12 protein-coding genes are annotated in these 16,566 nt (G+C 74.2%); 7 read left to right on the top strand and 5 right to left on the bottom strand.

All coding sequences use genetic code 11. From position 1 onward, the window contains the following. Window positions 1-107: 107 nt before the first annotated feature. From OHT01_RS32855 to OHT01_RS32865, 3 genes are read left to right on the top strand one after another with little or no spacing between them, the layout of a single operon-like run. Entirely contained in the window at window positions 108-1,271 is a 1,164-nt protein-coding gene (locus OHT01_RS32855) for a glycosyltransferase family 4 protein (protein ID WP_328556728.1), read from the top strand. Continuing rightward, window positions 1,268-2,422 (top strand): glycosyltransferase, encoded by a 1,155-nt coding sequence (locus OHT01_RS32860; protein ID WP_328556729.1) that lies wholly within the window; start codon window positions 1,268-1,270, stop codon window positions 2,420-2,422. Before OHT01_RS32855 ends, OHT01_RS32860 begins: the two co-directional genes overlap by 4 nt. After that, window positions 2,419-3,273 carry an SGNH/GDSL hydrolase family protein gene (locus OHT01_RS32865; RefSeq protein ID WP_328556730.1) on the top strand — a complete coding sequence of 285 codons (855 nt, stop codon included), beginning with the start codon at window positions 2,419-2,421 and terminating at the stop codon, window positions 3,271-3,273. The genes OHT01_RS32860 and OHT01_RS32865 overlap by 4 nt, the downstream gene beginning before the upstream one ends. A 130-nt stretch (window positions 3,274-3,403) precedes the next feature. Here the strand turns inward: OHT01_RS32865 and OHT01_RS32870 are convergent, their stop codons facing one another. The 5 genes from OHT01_RS32870 to OHT01_RS32890 form a co-directional block, all read right to left on the bottom strand. Continuing rightward, window positions 3,404-4,273, bottom strand: coding sequence for a biotin-dependent carboxyltransferase family protein (locus tag OHT01_RS32870; protein WP_328556731.1), 870 nt, complete (start codon window positions 4,271-4,273; stop codon window positions 3,404-3,406). Further along, window positions 4,270-4,887 (bottom strand): 5-oxoprolinase subunit B family protein, encoded by a 618-nt coding sequence (locus tag OHT01_RS32875; protein ID WP_328558350.1) that lies wholly within the window; start codon window positions 4,885-4,887, stop codon window positions 4,270-4,272. Before OHT01_RS32875 ends, OHT01_RS32870 begins: the two co-directional genes overlap by 4 nt. 101 nt (window positions 4,888-4,988) lie before the next feature. Beyond that, window positions 4,989-5,768, bottom strand: a complete 780-nt coding sequence (locus OHT01_RS32880) for a LamB/YcsF family protein (RefSeq protein WP_328556732.1) — start codon at window positions 5,766-5,768, stop codon at window positions 4,989-4,991. 29 nt (window positions 5,769-5,797) lie between these two features. Further along, entirely contained in the window at window positions 5,798-6,592 is a 795-nt protein-coding gene (locus OHT01_RS32885) for a putative hydro-lyase (RefSeq protein WP_328558351.1), read from the bottom strand. A 56-nt stretch (window positions 6,593-6,648) separates the two neighbouring features. After that, window positions 6,649-7,968, bottom strand: coding sequence for an MFS transporter (locus OHT01_RS32890; protein WP_328556733.1), 1,320 nt, complete (start codon window positions 7,966-7,968; stop codon window positions 6,649-6,651). A gap of 174 nt (window positions 7,969-8,142) precedes the next feature. On the opposite strand from OHT01_RS32890, the gene OHT01_RS32895 reads away from it, so the two are divergent. The 4 genes from OHT01_RS32895 to OHT01_RS32910 all read left to right on the top strand — a co-directional run bounded on the left by OHT01_RS32895 (window position 8,143) and on the right by OHT01_RS32910 (window position 16,518). Next, the gene (locus OHT01_RS32895; RefSeq protein ID WP_328556734.1) at window positions 8,143-8,847 is read left to right on the top strand and encodes a GntR family transcriptional regulator; all 705 of its coding nucleotides are present in this window, start codon (window positions 8,143-8,145) and stop codon (window positions 8,845-8,847) included. 362 nt (window positions 8,848-9,209) lie between these two features. Continuing rightward, window positions 9,210-10,727 carry a hypothetical protein gene (locus tag OHT01_RS32900; protein WP_328556735.1) on the top strand — a complete coding sequence of 506 codons (1,518 nt, stop codon included), beginning with the start codon at window positions 9,210-9,212 and terminating at the stop codon, window positions 10,725-10,727. 205 nt (window positions 10,728-10,932) lie between these two features. Next, a complete protein-coding gene (locus OHT01_RS32905; protein ID WP_328556736.1) occupies window positions 10,933-11,811 on the top strand; it encodes a hypothetical protein in 879 nt (292 codons plus the stop codon). 72 nt (window positions 11,812-11,883) lie between these two features. Next, a complete protein-coding gene (locus tag OHT01_RS32910; RefSeq protein WP_328556737.1) occupies window positions 11,884-16,518 on the top strand; it encodes a hypothetical protein in 4,635 nt (1,544 codons plus the stop codon). The last annotated feature ends 48 nt before the right edge of the window (window positions 16,519-16,566 follow it).

Genomic DNA, 16,566 nt, shown 5'->3' on the forward strand with positions numbered 1-16,566 from the left:
GACGGGGGCTGACCTGGACGGGTGCGGAGCGCAACGCTCACGGGACGTTCATCGCTCGCATAGATCGACGTTGACGCGGCCACGTCCAGTGCGGCGAGAACACCCGTATGCGTGTCGTCATCGTGACCGAATCCTTTCCCCCCGATGTGAACGGCGTGGCCCACTGCGCGCTCCAGACCGCCCGGCACCTCGTCGATCGCGGTCACGCTCCCCTTGTCGTCGCCCCCGCCACCTCCCCCAGGATCTCCGCCGCCCCCGAACAGGGAGGGGCTCCCACCGGGCTCGGGCCCGACGCCCTCGCGCCCTGCCCGGTCGTCCGCGTCCCCTCGATCCCGCTCCCGGGCTATCCCCAGGTCCGCGTCGCCCTCCCCAGCCGGCGTGTCGCCGCGGCCATCACCGAGCACCGGGCCGACCTGGTCCACCTGGCCAGCCCCTTCGTCCTCGGCGTCCGCGGCATGGCCGCCGCCTCCCGGCTCGGCATCCCCGCCGTGGCCGTCTACCAGACCGACCTCGCGGGATACGCCCGCACGTACATCAGCGCGGGTGAGGCCACCGCGTGGCGGCGCATCCGCTCCGTGCACGCCGCGGCCGACCGGACGCTCGCCCCGTCCAGCGCGGCCCTGCGCGACCTGGAGGCGCACGGCGTGCCCAGGGTGCGGCTGTGGGCGCGCGGTGTCGACACGGACCGTTTCCGTCCCGACCGCCGCGACGAGGCGCTGCGCCGCCGGCTGGCGCCCGACGGCGAGCTGATCGTCGGCTACGTCGGCCGGCTCGCCCCCGAGAAGCACGTCGAACTGCTCTCAGGGGTCTGCGGCTTGGACGGCGTCCGCGTCGTCGTGGTCGGCGACGGACCCAGCGAGGCCACCCTGCGCGGCGCGCTCCCCGGCGCGGTCTTCCTCGGCCGGCGGACCGGAGACGAACTCGCCCGGATCTTCGCGTCGCTGGACGTCTTCGCGCACACCGGCCCCTTCGAGACCTTCTGCCAGACCGTGCAGGAGGCCATGGCCAGCGCAGTGCCCGTCGTCGCGCCCGCCGTGGGCGGACCGCTCGACCTGGTCGCCCACGGGCGCACCGGGCTGCTCGTCCCGCCGCGCGACGCCGACGCGGTCCGGGACGCGGTGCGCGCGCTGGCCGCCGATCCTGGGCTCCGGGCCGCCTACGGCGCCGCCGGGCACGCCATGGTCGAGGGCCGCACCTGGGCCGCGGTGGGCGACCAGCTCATCGGCCACTACGAGGATGTGCTCTTCGCACGGAAGCTGGTGGCGGCATGAGTCTGCGCATCGTAAGGCTCGCCAACTTCGTCGCCCCTTCCTCCGGCGGTCTGCGCACCGCGCTGCGGGAGCTGGGCGCCGGCTATCTGGCCGCCGGCCACGAACCGGTGCTCGTCATACCCGGCGAGCGCGCGAGCGACCGCGACACCGGGCAGGGACGGGTGATCACGCTGCCCAGCCCGCTGCTGCCCGGGACCGGCGGCTATCGGGTCCTCACGGACAGACGGCGGGTGGCCCGGCTCCTGGAGTCGCTCGCCCCGGACCGGATCGAGGTCTCCGACCGCACCACCCTGCGCTGGACCGGCGTCTGGGCGCGACGGGCCCGGGTGCCCGCGGTGATGGTCTCCCACGAGACCGCCGACGGGGTGCTGCGGACCTGGGGACTGCCCGAGGGGATGGCCCGGCGGACCGCCGACGCCCTCAACGTCCGTACGGCGCACACCTATTCACGGGTGGTGTGCACCACGGAGTTCGCCGAGCGCGAGTTCGTGCGCATCGGCGCCCGCAATGTCGTACGCGCCCCCCTGGGCGTCGACCTGGTGAACCGGCACCCGGAACTGCGGGATGCGGCACTGCGTGCCCGTCACGCGCGCGCGGACCAGGTCCTGCTCGTGATGTGCTCCCGGCTCTCGGTCGAGAAGCGTCCCGGTACGGCGCTCGACGCGCTGGAGGCGCTGCTGCGGCGCGGCGAGCGGGCCGTGCTCGTCGTCGCCGGGGACGGACCGCTCAGGGCCCGGCTGGAACAGCGGGCCCGGGAACGGAGGCTGCCCGTCACCTTCCTCGGGCACATCGCCGACCGCACCCTGCTCGGTTCGCTCCAGGCCTCGGCGGACGTGTGCCTGGCACCCGGGCCCGCGGAGACCTTCGGGCTCGCCGCCCTGGAGGCGATGGCCTGCGGCACCCCCGTGGTCGCCAGCTCGCTCTCCGCCCTGCCGGAGATCGTCGGCTCCGCCGGCGCGACCGCCGCGGACAGCGGGGACTCCTTCGCGGACGCGGTACGGCTGCTGCTCGGCCGTCCCGAACGCGGGCGCAGGCAGGCCGCACGCGCGCGTGCCGAGTGCTTCGGCTGGGACGCCGCCGTGTCGGGCTTCCTGGCCGCTCACGACGCCGTGGCCGGAACACGGCCGCGTCTCCAGGAGGGCGTGGCATGAGACCCGTTCGGTTCGTCGCCCTCGGGGACTCGCTGACCGAGGGCGTGGGCGACCGGGTCGGGGACCGGTGGCGGGGGTGGGCCGAACTGCTCGCCCCGGGGCTCGTCCCGGCGGACGCGCCCGTCGCGTTCACCAATCTCGCGGTCAGCGGGGCGCAGACCCGGGACGTCCTCGAACGGCAGACCCCGGCGGCGCTCGCGCTGGAGCCGGACGTCGTCTCCGTGGTGATCGGCGTCAACGACACCCTGCGGTACACCTTCGACATCCGTTCGGTCGCCGAACGGCTCGACACGGTGTACGCGGCGTTCCGCGCGCGGGACACGGTCGTGATGACGGCCTGTCTCCCCGACCCCGGCTCGATGCTCGGCCTGCCGGGAGCCCTGGCCCGCCCGCTGGCCCGGCGGCAGCACGCGGTCAACACGGTCGTGCACGCGCTCTCCGAGCGGCACGGGGCGATGCATCTGCACGCCGCGGAGGAGGAGTGGTTGAAGGACCGCGCCGTGTGGAGCGCCGACCGGCTGCACCCGGGGGAGCTGGGGCACCGTCGGCTCGCCCTGCGCTTCCACACCCTGCTCACCGAGGAGGGCGTCGCCACCGGGTCCACGCCCTCGGGCGAGCCCGAATTCCCCCCGCCGACGCGCTCGGCGAGCCTGTGGTGGCTGGCCACCGCGGGAACGGGATGGGTGGCCCGACGCTGCACGGACCTGCTGCCCCAACTCCTGACCCTCGCGGCGTCCGAGGTGCGCCACCGGGCCCGGGGCACCAGCTCACGCCTCGACCTCAGCGCCTCGCACGCCGTCGCGTCCGCCCTGGCGGCCCTGTCCGTGTCCGAACAGCCGGACGCGGCGTGAAGGGCGGACGGAGGAGGCGCGAGGGAGGGTAGGGGGCATCGGCGCGACCACCGGACCACCGGACCGGCGGGACTGGCGGACCGGCGGGACGGGCGGAACAGGCCGTCTGCGTACGGACCCTGACGGCACGTCAGCGGCGGCGTACGGCCACGAAGCGCACCGGTATTCCCGGGACCGCCTGAGCCGCCGCCGGGAGGTCACCGGCACGGACGACCGCGATCACCGGGTACCCCCCGGTGGTCGGGTGGTCGGCGAGGAAGACGACCGGGCAGCCGTCGGGCGGCACCTGGACCGCTCCCAGCACCATGCCCTCACTGGGGAGTTCGCCCGGGACAGCCCTCTCCAGGGAGGGCCCTTCCGTACGCAGGCCGATGCGGTTGCTCGCCGACGACACCCGGTAGGCGCGGGTCGTGAGGGTCCGTACGGCCGACTCCGTGAACCAGTCGTCGCGCGGGCCGAGGGTCACCCGCAGGACCAGCTCGGCGGGCGGGGCGCGATGCGGAACGACGTCCACGCGCGCGTGAAGGGCGCCGGGGTGCCCGAGGGGAAGCACCGCGCCGTCCGTCAGCGGCGGCGGGCCGAGCCCCGAGAGAAGGTCGGTCGAGCGGCTGCCGAGCACCGGATCGACCGCCACACCACCGGACACGGCCACATAACTCCGCACCCCCGCGCGCGCGGAACCGACGTCCAGGAGTGCCCCAGCGGGCACCCGGACGGGAGCTCCCCAGGCGGCCGGGCGGCCGTCCACCGTCACGGAGCAGGGCGCGCCGGTCACCGCCACGACGACCGCCGAACGCGGGCGCAGGGCACATCCGTCGAGTGTCGTCTCCAGCACGGCGGCCTCGGCGGGGTTGGCGACGAGCCGGTTGGCCAGGTCCGCCGCGGGCGTGTCGAGGGCCCCCGAGCGCGGTACGCCGAGATGGGCGTGGCCGGGCCGCCCCTGGTCCTGGACGGTGGTCAGGGCCCCGGCCCGCGCCACCGCGAGGGCCCGGTCGCTCATGAACACCCCGCCGGTACGAAGCGGACCCGGGCGCCGGGAGCCAGCAGCGCTGCCGGTACCCGCGCGTGGTCCCACAGCACCGCCTCCGTCGTGCCGATCAACTGCCAGCCGCCCGGCGAACTCCGTGGGTACACGCCCGTGTACGGGCCCGCGAGCGCCACGGAGCCCGCGGGAACCGCCGTCCGGGGGGTCGCCCGGCGCGGCACGTCGAGCCGTGCGGGCAGCCCCGTGAGATAGCCGAAGCCGGGCGCGAACCCGCAGAAGGCGACCCGGAACTCGGCCGCCGCATGGATCCGTGGCACGTCACGCACCGCCACCCCCCAGAGGGCCGCCACGTCCGCCAGGTCGGGACCGTCGTACCGTACCGGGATCTCTACGGCGTCGTCCGCGCGCGCGTTCAACGGGGGGATCTCCCAGCCGGGCAGCCGATCGGCGAGCCGCGCGGGGTCGTCCAGGCCGTCCAGGAGAACCGTGCGCGCCGCCGGGACGATCTCCCGCACCGACAGCGAGCCGGCCGCACGGCGCCGCACCAGCTCGGCGTGCAGTGCCTGCGCGGCCTCCCCCGAGGACACCTCGACGAGCAGCGCCCGGTCGCCCACGAGCAGGGCCTTCATACCGAGGCCGGCAGGAACCGGCTCCGTACCGTCGACGTCGGGAGCCGGGTTCGTACCGGCGACGGCGGGAGCCGGGTCCGTACCGTCGTCGGGCCGCGTCCTCATACGAAGGCCTCCACGAGGACGCCCGAGGACTCCAGCCGGGCGCGCACCCGGCGGGCCAGGTCGACCGCGCCGGGCGTGTCCCCGTGCAGGCACAGGGAGCGCGCGCGGACCGGCACACGCTCCCCGGAGTGGGACGTGACCACTCCGGACCGGGCCAGGCCCAGCGAGCGTTCGACGACGTCCCCCGCGTCCGTGATCACCGCTCCCTCCTGGGTGCGCGGTACCAGCGTGCCCTCCCCGGTGTACGCGCGGTCCGCGAACGCCTCGGTGACGACGGGCAGTCCGGCCCGCTCGGCCACTTTCAGGAAGCGCGAGGACGGCAGCCCGAGGACGGGCAGACCCCCCGCCCCCGTCCCGATCCCGGTGCCCGCGAGCACGACCCCCTCGACGACCGCCGCCGCCTGTTCCTCGTCGTGCACGACACGGTTGTAGAGCGCGCCGTGCGGCTTCACGTACGACACCCGCGAGCCCGCCGCGCGCGCGAAGACCTCCAGGGCGCCGATCTGGTAGGCCACTTCGGCCACCAGCTCGGCGGGTGGCACGTCCATCGCGCGCCGCCCGAATCCCGCCAGGTCACGGTAGGAGACCTGGGCGCCGATCCGTACGCCCCGCTCCGCCGCGAGTTCGCACACCCGCCGCATGGTGACCGCGTCCCCGGCGTGGAAACCGCAGGCCACGTTGGCGCTGGTGACGACGGACAGCAGTTGTTCGTCGTCGGTCAGCCGCCAGCGGCCGAAGCCCTCGCCGAGATCGGCGTTGAGATCGATGCGGGTCATGAGCTGGTCTCTCTCCTCTTCCGGCCTCTTCAGGCCACTCGGTACTGCTCGTCGCGGGTGTCCGTGAGGAACATGCGGCCGGGCGCGTGGGTGATCGCGAACGGTGGGCGGGAGGCCATCACGGCCGCCTGGGGCGTCACACCGCAGGCCCAGAACACCGGGATGTCGTCCGCGGCCGCGATCACCGGATCGCCGAAGTCGGGGCGCGAGAGGTCCTCGATGCCAAGACCCGACGGATCGCCGCAGTGCACCGGACTGCCGTGCACGGCGGGCAGCAGACTGCTCTCCCGGATCGCCGCGCTCAGGTGTTCGGGCGGCACCGGACGCATGGAGACAACCATGGGGCCGTGCAGGTGTCCCGCCGGGCGGCACTGGCGTGCCGTCACATACATCGAGACGTTGCGGCCCTGTTCGATGTGGCGCATCGGGACGCCCGCCGAACTCAGCGCCCACTCGAAGGTGAAACTGCAGCCGATCAGGAAGGACACCAGATCGGACCGCCAGTACCCGACGACGTCCGTGGGCTCCGCCACCAGCGCGCCGTGCTCCCACACCCGGTAGCCCGGCAGGTCGGTGCGCAGGTCCGCGCCGGCTGCGAGCGGGGTGGTCCAGGAACCGGCGTCGGTGACGTCGAGGACGGGACACGGCTTCGGGTTGCGCTGGCAGAACAGCAGCATCTCGTACGCCCAGTCGGCGGGCACCGAGACGAGGTTCGCCTGGGCGTGGCCCGCGGCGATTCCGGCGGTGGGGACCGACAGTCCCGAACGGAACCGCCGGCGGGCCTTCGCGGGGGTCCACGCGTGCGCGTGAGCGCCGGTCTTCAGCGGGCCCGGCGAGCGGTCCCCGGAGCGGGACGGCGGCCGGACCTGGACGGTGTCGTTCACAGCAGCTCCTTGCCACGCGTCTCGGGGAGCCCGATCAGGGCGAGTGCGGCGAGGGCGTAGCCGATCGCGCCGAAGACCAGCGCGCCGCCCACACCCCAGCTGTCGGCCAGGAAGCCGACCGTGGTGGGGAAGGCCGCGCCGACGGCCCGCCCCGTGTTGTACGCGAAGCCCTGTCCCGTGCCCCGCACCGCCGCCGGGTAGAGCTCGCTGAGGAAGGAACCGAAGCCGCTGAAGATCGCCGACATGCAGAAGCCGAGCGGGAAACCGAGCAGCAGGAGAAGGGTGTTGGCGCCGCTCGGGATGTTCGCGTACGTGAGGATGCACGCCGCCGACAGGATCGCGAAGAGCAGGATGTTGCGCTTGCGGCCCAGTCTGTCGGTGAGGAGACCGCCGGTGAGGTAGCCGAGGAAGGCTCCGGAGATCAGGAGCGTCAGATACCCGCCGGTCCCGACGACGGACAGCCCGCGCTCCGTCTTCAGATAGGTGGGGACCCAGGTGGCCAGCGTGTAGTAGCCGCCCTGGACGCCCGTCGAGAGCAGCACCGCGAAGAACGTGGTGCGCAGCAGACCCGGGGCCTCGGCCGTGCCGGGCTTGAAGATCGTGGTGAACGACCCCTTGTCCGCGCTCTGTTCGCGGACCGCGGCGGACTCGGGCGCGTCCTGCACCCGGCGCCGGACCCAGACCACGAGCAGCGCCGGCAGCGCTCCGGTCCAGAACATCACGCGCCAGGCGAGGGCGTCGTCGAGGTACTGGAAGACCAGCGTGTACACGACCACGGCCAGGCCCCAGCCGACGGCCCAGGCGCTCTGGACCGCGCCGAGGGTGCGTCCCCGGTGCCGGGGGCTCGCGTACTCGGCGACCAGCACCGCCCCGACGGCCCACTCGCCGCCGAAGCCGAGGCCCTGGAGTGCGCGGAACACCAGCAGCGTCTCGTAGTTCGGTGCGAAACCGCAGGCCACGGTGAACACCGCGTACGTGATCACGGTGATCATCAGCGCCTTGACGCGTCCGATCCGGTCAGCGACCACGCCCGCGACGGCACCGCCGACCGCCGAGACGACCAGGGTGACGGTGGTGAACAGGCCGGTCTGGCCGCTGTCGAGGCCGAAGTACGCCGCGAGGGCGACCATGCTCAGCGGCAGGGTGAAGTAGTCGTACGAGTCGAGGCCGTAGCCGCCGAACGCGCCGCCGAAGGCGCGGCGGCCCCGCGGGCCGAGGGCGCGCAGCCAGACGAACGCGCCTTCCTGGGACGTGGGTTCACCCGTGACGGGTGGCGTGCCGGCGGTCAGGGCCTGAGGTGGAGGGGGCGTGCTCATGGGCACCTCGCAGTGAGGGACGGAGCGTGCTTGAGGACTGAGCCGTGCCGTGCCGTGCGGAAGCCGTGGGCGCGTCCCTTCGGGGAGCCGCCCGTTCGACAAGGTAGAGGATCGTTGAACGATCCTTCAATACCCGTGTTGTTTCGTTCTTGTATCTGCGGTTGAATTCCGGGCATGGCAGAGCTGACGGAACTGGCCGACGACCGCGCCCTGTTGGGCCGCACCAGCACGGCCGAGAGGGTTTCGGACATCCTCCGGAGCCGGATCGCCGAGGGCTTCTTCCCGCCCGGGACACGGCTGTCCGAGGACAGCATCGGCGGCGCGCTCGGCGTCTCGCGGAACACGCTGCGGGAGGCGTTCCGGCTGCTCACGCACGAGCGGCTGCTCGTGCACGAACTCAACCGGGGGGTCTTCGTGCGGGTGCTCACCGTCGAGGACGTCGAGGACATCTACCGCACCCGGTCCCTCGTCGAGTGCGCCGTGGTCCGCGGTCTCGGCGGCCCTCCCTACGCCGTGGACGGGATCGCCCAGGCCGTCTCCGACGGGCAGCGGGCGGCCCGCGAAGGTGACTGGAAAGGAGTGTCGACCGCCAACATCCACTTCCACCGCGAACTCGTCGCGCTCGCCGGCAGCGCCCGTACCGACGAGGTCATGCGCAGCGTCTTCGCGGAGCTGCGCCTCGCCTTCCACGTGGTGGACGACCCCCAGCGGCTCCACGAGCCCTACCTCGTGCGCAACCACGAGATCCTCCAGACCCTCCGAGCGGGCGACCGGGACGGGGCGGAGCGCCTGCTCGCGGTCTACCTCGACGACTCGCTCAAGGGTCTCGTCGAGGTGTACGCCCGCCGCGTGGCCGACGGGGGACAGAGCACCGGCTGACGTGGGGCACGGGAGCCGCTGATGCCGCTCCCAGGGCGCCGGGGCGGGTGCCCGGGTCCTTGGGGTGGGCGGTGGTGGCGGTCGTCCGGGGCCGGAGCCTGCCCGGGGATGGGGGAGCTGTGTGTGCCGTCGGTCTCATCGAGCCGCCGTACGCGAGTCCGGCCCGGCGGGGCGGGCCGGGCCCGAACCGGTGAGCAGGAGCGGTGCCGACGGTGTGAGGTCGGCGATACGGGCCCGGTGGGCGTGCGGTGTCCGACAGGCGCGGGGCCGGTCGGAGCGGCCGGTTCGGGGCCCGCGCCGGGGCGGCGGTCGCTTCTGCGCCGTTTCGACCGTTGTCGGACCGAGGACCTAGTCTGTGCACCGTGACTTCGCCTGCATCGACGGACAGCGTTCCGCCCCAGCTCAGCGCGGGGCCGCGCCCGGCGCCGGGCCCGGCCGCCGACGAGGGCCTGGCGCGGCGGCTGCGCGCGCTCGCCTGCACCGCGCCGCTGCACGACCTGGACGTGCGCAAGGCGAACCTCGCGGGTGAGTACACGGTGTACGGCATGGCCGAGGTCGCCCTCGCCGCCATCGATCTCGTCACACTGAACATGGACTTCGACACCGGCGCCGACCACGACCAGATAGTGGCCAGGCTCATCCCGCGCATCGCCGCCCAGGCCCCCCGGCGCCCGGTCGCCGAGCACGAGCGCGTGGCCCGCTGGGTCCTGGAGAACCTGATCAACGTCGGCAGCGTCGACCGGGGCTTCCGCGCGGTGTACGGCACCTTCGCCCCCGACGGCACCTATGTGCGCCGCGACTACGACTTCAAGCTGATCGAGGAAGTACCGGGCTACGGGGGCAGCGTCTACCTCCGTACGACCGACGAAGCGGTCAACGTCCTCGTCGGCGCCCTCGACACGGACGTCACCAGCGCGCAGATCGCCGCCGAGGTCAAGCTTGAGGTCCTGATCAGCCGCGGCCGGCTGGCCGACGCACAGCTCGCCGCCGAGCAGGCCCGCTACCGGACCGTGCAGTACGCGGAGACACTGCGCAAGGCCCTGGACGCGACCCGGCGCAACGTGCGGGCCGTCGACTGGCTCCAGGCCGTGCCCGACATGATCGCCGAGGCCCTGGACCACGTCGCCGACCGGTACCGCCACGAGAACGCGATCCTCACCAACATCCGCAAGGCCCGGGACGAGTCCGAGGACCCCGAGCAGAAGCGGCGTGCCGCCGAGCTCGTCGACATAGTCAAGGACTGCATCCGACGGCACACCCAGCTCCAGTCCCGCCTCCTGGAGGCCGGCCCGCTGTTCCGCGCCGAGCAGGACCGGCAGGCCTTCGGAACCCCGATGACGACCTCGGGGATCGACCTCTACGGCCATCTCGTCGCGCCGGTGCTGCCCCTGCCGCTGGAGCGGGCGCTGCGCGTGACCGACGCGTTCTTCGCGCGCGGGACGGGTCTGCGCACACCCGTCGCCGTACGCGTCGGGGACCTCGTCGACATCCTGCTGACGCCGCCGCTGGAGCGGGAGCACCTCGGCGCGGAGATGCCCGAGCCCGACCTGATCGCCACCCCGGACGACAGCCGGTTCAGCGACGAGCAGCTCGCTTCCGCCAAGGAACTGCTGAATCTGCCCCCCGACGCGCCGCGCCGGCTGTCCGGGCTGCTCGCGGAGGCCCGCCGCCGCGATCCCGAGCTGCCCTACCTGGTGGCTCTCCTGGCCGTGCACGCGGCGAGCCCGCCGGTCGGCACGGCCTACCGGCAGGGCGAGGAGCGTCTGCTGTTCGCCGTGGACGACGGGACCGAGCTGGACGATCCGGAGTTCGGCGGGGCCGACCTGATCGTCGGCATGGCCCTGCTCGACGCGGCCGGCATGAAGGCGGACCGGGCATGAACCCTCCACCGCACGAGCGCGAGCACCAGGGCGGGCCGGGGGAGCGCGCGTCGCGGCGAACCGTCGGGTCCGTCGCCACCGCGCGCGTCGGCGCGACGAAACCGTGCCGCTCCGTCCGGCGAGCCCCGCACCGGGCACCCGCCCCCTCCCGCGTACGTACCCTCGTACCTCTGGACCTCGTCCTTCCGAACAAGGAGCCCCAGCCGTGACCGAGCACGTCGAGTGGAGTGAACCGGAGGCCACCGCCGCACCGGCGAACGCCCCCGTCACCCCTGCCGACGCCGCCGACGCGGCGCGGCTCGTCGCCTTCGGGCTGCAGCCCAAGCTGCAGCCCGCGCGCGACCAGGAGTACGCCGAGCTGCTGCGCCGCTACCGCGAGGACCCGCCCTTCGCACGGCTCGCCGACGCGGTCGCCGCCGGGCTGGGGCTGATCGTCCTGGAGGTGTCCCCGCGCGCGGGGATGGCGGTGACCGCCGCCGAGGACTCCGTCTTCGCCGTCCGCATGGGCGACTACGCGCGTCGCGCCTCGACCGACTCCGGAGACCGCTTCCTGCACGGACTCGCCCACCTCGCCGTGGCCGCCCTGGCCTTCCCGCGCCCCGAGGACCTCGCCGACGACGGCTACATCGGGCGCGTCTCGGTCAACGGGGTCGACGCGTTCGTACGACAGGCCTGCCGGCGCCTGGAGGAGCGCGCCGAGGAGACCGGCGAGAACACCGACCCGGCGACCGACGCCCCCGGACTGGAGGCGGCCTGGCGGATCTGGGCACGGCGCAGCTCCACCGGGGCCACCAAGGACGCGCGAAGGCTGTCCGGCTCGACCACGGGCATCATCGCCAAGGCCGTCGCCTTCCTCACCGACTCCGGGTTCCTCCAGCGCACCGGGGACGACGCGGGCGGGACGTACCGGACGACGGCCCGCTATCAGCTCCAGGTCCGTGACATGGCGGGCAGCGCGGCCATGGCCGAACTGCTGGAGCTGGGCATCGTCCCGGTGACCGACGGCACGGCGACGCTGCTGCCCGCCGCGGACACCGACGACCTGGAGCTCGTGGCCGGAGCCGGACTTCCCTTCCACGCCTGACGTCCGCCCGCAGCCCCCGGCTCCCTCCCCCCACGACCTCACCTCCCCACACGACTACGAGAGTCCGCCGCCATGTACGAGCTGTCCCGGGTCCGCCTCTACTCCATCGGGCCCGCCGGTGCGCGTTACGCCGACACCGTGCTGGACCTGCGCGGAGTCGGCGAGCCCGTGCCCGACCCCGCGCCCACCCAGGCGGAGTTCTTCGAGGAGGAACCGGTCGGCCCGCCGCGCAGGCCCGCGCCCGCCGGCGTGCTCTTCCTGGAGAACGGCGGCGGCAAGTCGGTCCTGCTCAAGCTGATCTTCTCGGTGATGCTGCCGGGGCACCGCAACACCCTGGGCGGCGCCAGTTCCGGCGTGCTGCGCAAGTTCCTGCTCGCCGACGACTGCGGACACGTCGCGCTGGAGTGGCAGCACACGCTGACCGGTGAGTGCGTGGTGGTCGGCAAGGCGAGCGAGTGGCGCGGACGGCAGGTCTCCAACGACCCGCGGAAGTTCGCCGAAGCCTGGTACTCGTTCCGGCCGGGGCCCGGACTCAGCCTCGACAACCTGCCGGTCGCCGAGGCCACCGCCGTACGGCCGACCGCCGAGGGCACCTCCGGGGCGCAGGGCCGGCGCCGCACCATGAAGGGCTTCCGCGACGCGATCACCGAGGCCGGCAAGGCCTACCCGCACCTGGAGGTGCACTGGGAGGAGATCCACGACCGCTGGAACGAGCACCTCGGTGACCTGGGCCTGGACCCCGAACTCTTCCGCTACCAGCGGGAGATGAACGCCGACGAGGGCGAGGCGGCCGGCCTCTTCGCGGTCAAGAAGGACTCCGACTTCACCGATCTCCTGCTGCGCGCGGTCACCGACACCCGCGACACGGACGGGCTCGCCGACCTGGTCGGCGGCTTCGGCAACAAGCTGGGCCGCCGCGCCGAACTCATCGCCGAACGCGACTTCACCGCCGGTTCCGTGGACCTGCTCGGCCGGATCGTCGACGCCGCCGAGGCACGATCCCGCGCGCGTGACATCCACACCGGCGCCGAGCGGCGGACGCGCACGCTGGCACGTCGGCTGTCCGCGCGGGCCGTACGGGAGCGCGTGCGTGCCGGGGAACTCGCCCAGCGCGTGACCGCCGCCGCGTACGCCGTCACCCACGCCGAGGGCGCCCGCGAGCGCAGTGCGCTGATCGCCGCCGAACTCGCCTACCGCCACGCCTCGCTGGCCCTCGCCGGCGCCGAGAAGTCCGCGGCCGCGCAGAAGCGCGAGCTCGCCGACGCCCGCACCCTGCACGCGGCCTGGCAGGCAGCCGAGGCCGTGCTGCGCCACCGTGCCGCCGCCGACCGCTCCACCCGCGTGGCCGACGCGATCCGAGAGGCCGAACGGGACGCCGCTCCCGCCCTCGCCGCCCGCGCCAGGGCCGCCGTCGACCTCGTCCGCGCCCTGCACCGGGCCGCCGAGGGCGCCGAGTCGCTCGCCAACGAGGAGGAGGAGCGGTCCGCGGGACTCCAGGAGGTCGGCGAGACGGCACACGCCGACTCGACGGCCGCCGCCACCGCCGCACAGCGCGCCCGCAGCGAGGTCGGGCATCTGCGCCAGCGGCTGGCCGAGGTCGAGCAGGAGACCGCCGAGGCGGTCCGGGCCGGCTGGCTCGACGACACCGCCCCCGACGCCGACCCGGCTCGGGCCGCCCTGGCCGCCAGCGACGCCGAGAAGGCCGCCGTCGCCGACTGGGACACCGCCCGTGAGGCCTCGCGGCGCGCCGCCGACCAGGCGCGCGAGGCGGCGTCCGCCGAGTCCCGCGCCGAGCTGACCGCGGCCCGCGCGGCGGACGCGGCGACGGCCGCGGAGCGGTCGTACGAAGCGGAGCGGCGCACGGCCGAGGTACTGGCGCAGGAGGAGCGCCTCGCGGAACTGCTCAGCCTGCCCGGCACGGACACCCGCCGCGTCGTTCCGCGGCCGCGCCGTGACGAGGAGTCCGACGGTCCGGCCGACCTCTCGGACGCTGCGCCGCTGGCTCCCGAAGAGCTCGACCGGTACGCCGACGAACTGCGCGAACTCCTCGACGACGGGGTCGCCTCCGCGGAGCGGCAGCTCTTCGAACTGCGCACCGCCGCGGCCGACGACGCGCGGATCCTCGGGGCGCTCGGCGACGGCGGGCTGCTGCCCCCCGGCCCGGACGTCCTCGCCACCGTCGAGTACCTCGGCGAGCACGGCATCCCGGCGCTGCCCGGCTGGCGCTACCTCGCGCAGGCCGTCGACCCCGTCGACCACGTGCGCGTGCTGGCCGCCCGGCCCGAACTCGTCGACGGCGTGATCATCACCGACCCGGACACCCACGCGCGGGCCCGCGAGGCACTCAGCGAAGCGGCACTGCTGCCGCGCTCGGCGGTGGCCGTCGGCACGGCCGCCGCGCTGCTCGCCCCGACCCCGGCCGGCGACGCGGGAGACGGCGGTGTCTTCCTCGTACCGCCGAACCCGGCCATGCACGACGAACACGCGGCCGACGAGGAGCGCCAGACGCTGCGGGCCCGCACGGGCCTGCGGGACGAGGAGATCCGTACCCTCGCCGCCCGCCTCGGCAAGGACCGGGAGCTGGCCGCGCGGCTCGCCTCCTGGCGCACCGGCTGCCCCGCGGGGCGGCTCGCCGAACTGGCGGCTGCCGCCGGGGACGCGCGCGCGTTCGCGGAGGAGGCCGAGGCCGAACTGGCCGAGGCCCGCACGGTCCGGGCCGAGGCGGACGAGACGGCGGCCGACGCCGCCCGAGTACGCGACGAGCGGCAGGAGGCCGCGCAGAAGGCCCGGCGTGCCGCCGACGCCCTCGCCGGACTCGCCTTCCGGCTGCGTGAACGCGCCGGATGGCAGGTCAAGGTGCGGGAACTCGCCGACGAGGCGGCCGAGTCGGAGGCCCGCGCCCAGGTGTGCCTGGAGCGCGCCCGCGCCGCCGACGAGGACCGCCGCGCCACCCAGCGCGCCGCCGACGACGCCCGCCGCACGGCCCGCGCGCTGCGCGCCGAACGCGCCGAGATCGCGGGCGCCCCCGACGAGGTGACCCAGGACGCGACGCCGCCGGCCAAGGCCTCGCTGCCCGCCCTGCGGGAGGCCTACCGGGCCGCGTCCCAGCTGTACGAGCAGGTCGGCGTCGGCGCCGACCTGCGGTCCGAGCAGGCTCGGGCCGAGAGCGACGAGAGCGCGGCGCTCGCCGACCTGGACCGGCTCAGCAACAAGGTCCGCACGCGGGCCGCGCAGCTCCTGGAGTCGCCGGACGGTTCCGACAGCCCCTCCCGGCAGGCCGCCGCGGCAAGGGCCGAGGAACTGGTGCAGCTCCTGGAGACCAGGATGTCGACCGCCAGCGAACAACTCGGGCGGCTGCGCGGCGAGGCCGAACGGCACGCGCCCGAGGACGGCGAGGTGCACACCGAGCTGGCGGACGAACTCGTTCCGGCCGACGCCGAGCACGCCCAGACCCTGCTGCGCACCGCCACCACCGAACTCGCCTCCCGCACCGAGGCGTTGAACCGGGCCCGCGAGGCACACGCGGAGTTCCTCGACGCCCACCGGTCGGCCGAGGACGCGGCCGGCGGTTTCGACGAGACGTCGGCCCTGCTCAGGGATCTGATCCGGGAGCACGTCGACGAGGAGCAGGACGAGGTTGAGCCCTACCCCGGCACCCTCGAAGAGGCACGGAACTCCGCCGCCGAGAGCCGCCGCTCGCTGCGGGGCTGCGCCGCCGACCTCTCCACGGCCGATTCCGCCGTCCGCGAGGCGAGCGACATCCTCGTACGGCACGCCAACTCCACCCGCTACGAGCAGGTCCGCACGCCCGCCCGGCAGCAGATCCGCGAGCTGCCCGCCTCCTCGCTGCCGGAGCACGCGCAGAAGTGGGCGGACGCGTTCGCGCCCCGGCTGCGCGTACTGACCGACGAACTGGAGCAGTTGGAGCGCAACCGGGACTCGATCGTGGACCGGTTGCGCGGGCTCGTGGAGTCCGCCCTCGCGACACTGCGTTCCGCGCAGCGCCTGTCGCGGCTGCCGGAAGGACTCGGGGAGTGGTCCGGGCAGGAGTTCCTGCGCATCCGCTTCGAGGAACCCGACCAGGCCACCCTCACCGAGCGGCTCGGCGAAGTGGTGGACGAGGCCACCCGTGCGGCCGTCAAGAAGAACTCCGACATGCGGCGCGACGGCATGTCGCTGCTGCTGCGGGGAGTCGGCGCGGCGCTCCAGCCCAAGGGCGTCGCCGTCGAGATCCTCAAGCCGGACGCCGTGCTGCGCGCCGAACGCGTCCCCGTCGGGCAGATGGGCGACGTGTTCTCCGGCGGGCAGCTGCTCACCGCGGCCATCGCCCTGTACTGCACGATGGCCGCGCTGCGCAGCAACGACCGCGGCCGTGACAAGCACCGGCACGCCGGCACCCTGTTCCTCGACAACCCCATCGGGCGCGCCAACGCGACCTATCTGCTGGAACTCCAGCGGGCCGTCTCGGACGCGCTCGGCGTCCAACTCCTCTACACCACCGGTCTGTTCGACACGACGGCGCTCGCCGAGTTCCCTCTCGTCATCCGGTTGCGCAACGACGCCGACCTGCGGGCCGGGCTGAAGTACATCAGCGTGGAGGAACATCTGCGGCCGGGGCTGCCGCGTGAGGCGCCCGCCGGGGAAACCGTGCACACGGAGATCACCGCGACGCGGATGTACAAGCGCCCGGCGCCGGTCACCCCGTAGGGACCCGACGGTGGCGGAACCGCGGGCCGTCCACGGCCGGCCGCGCGG

It is taken from the genome of Streptomyces sp. NBC_00358, from assembly GCF_036099295.1.
Classification (GTDB): Bacteria; Actinomycetota; Actinomycetes; order Streptomycetales; family Streptomycetaceae; genus Streptomyces.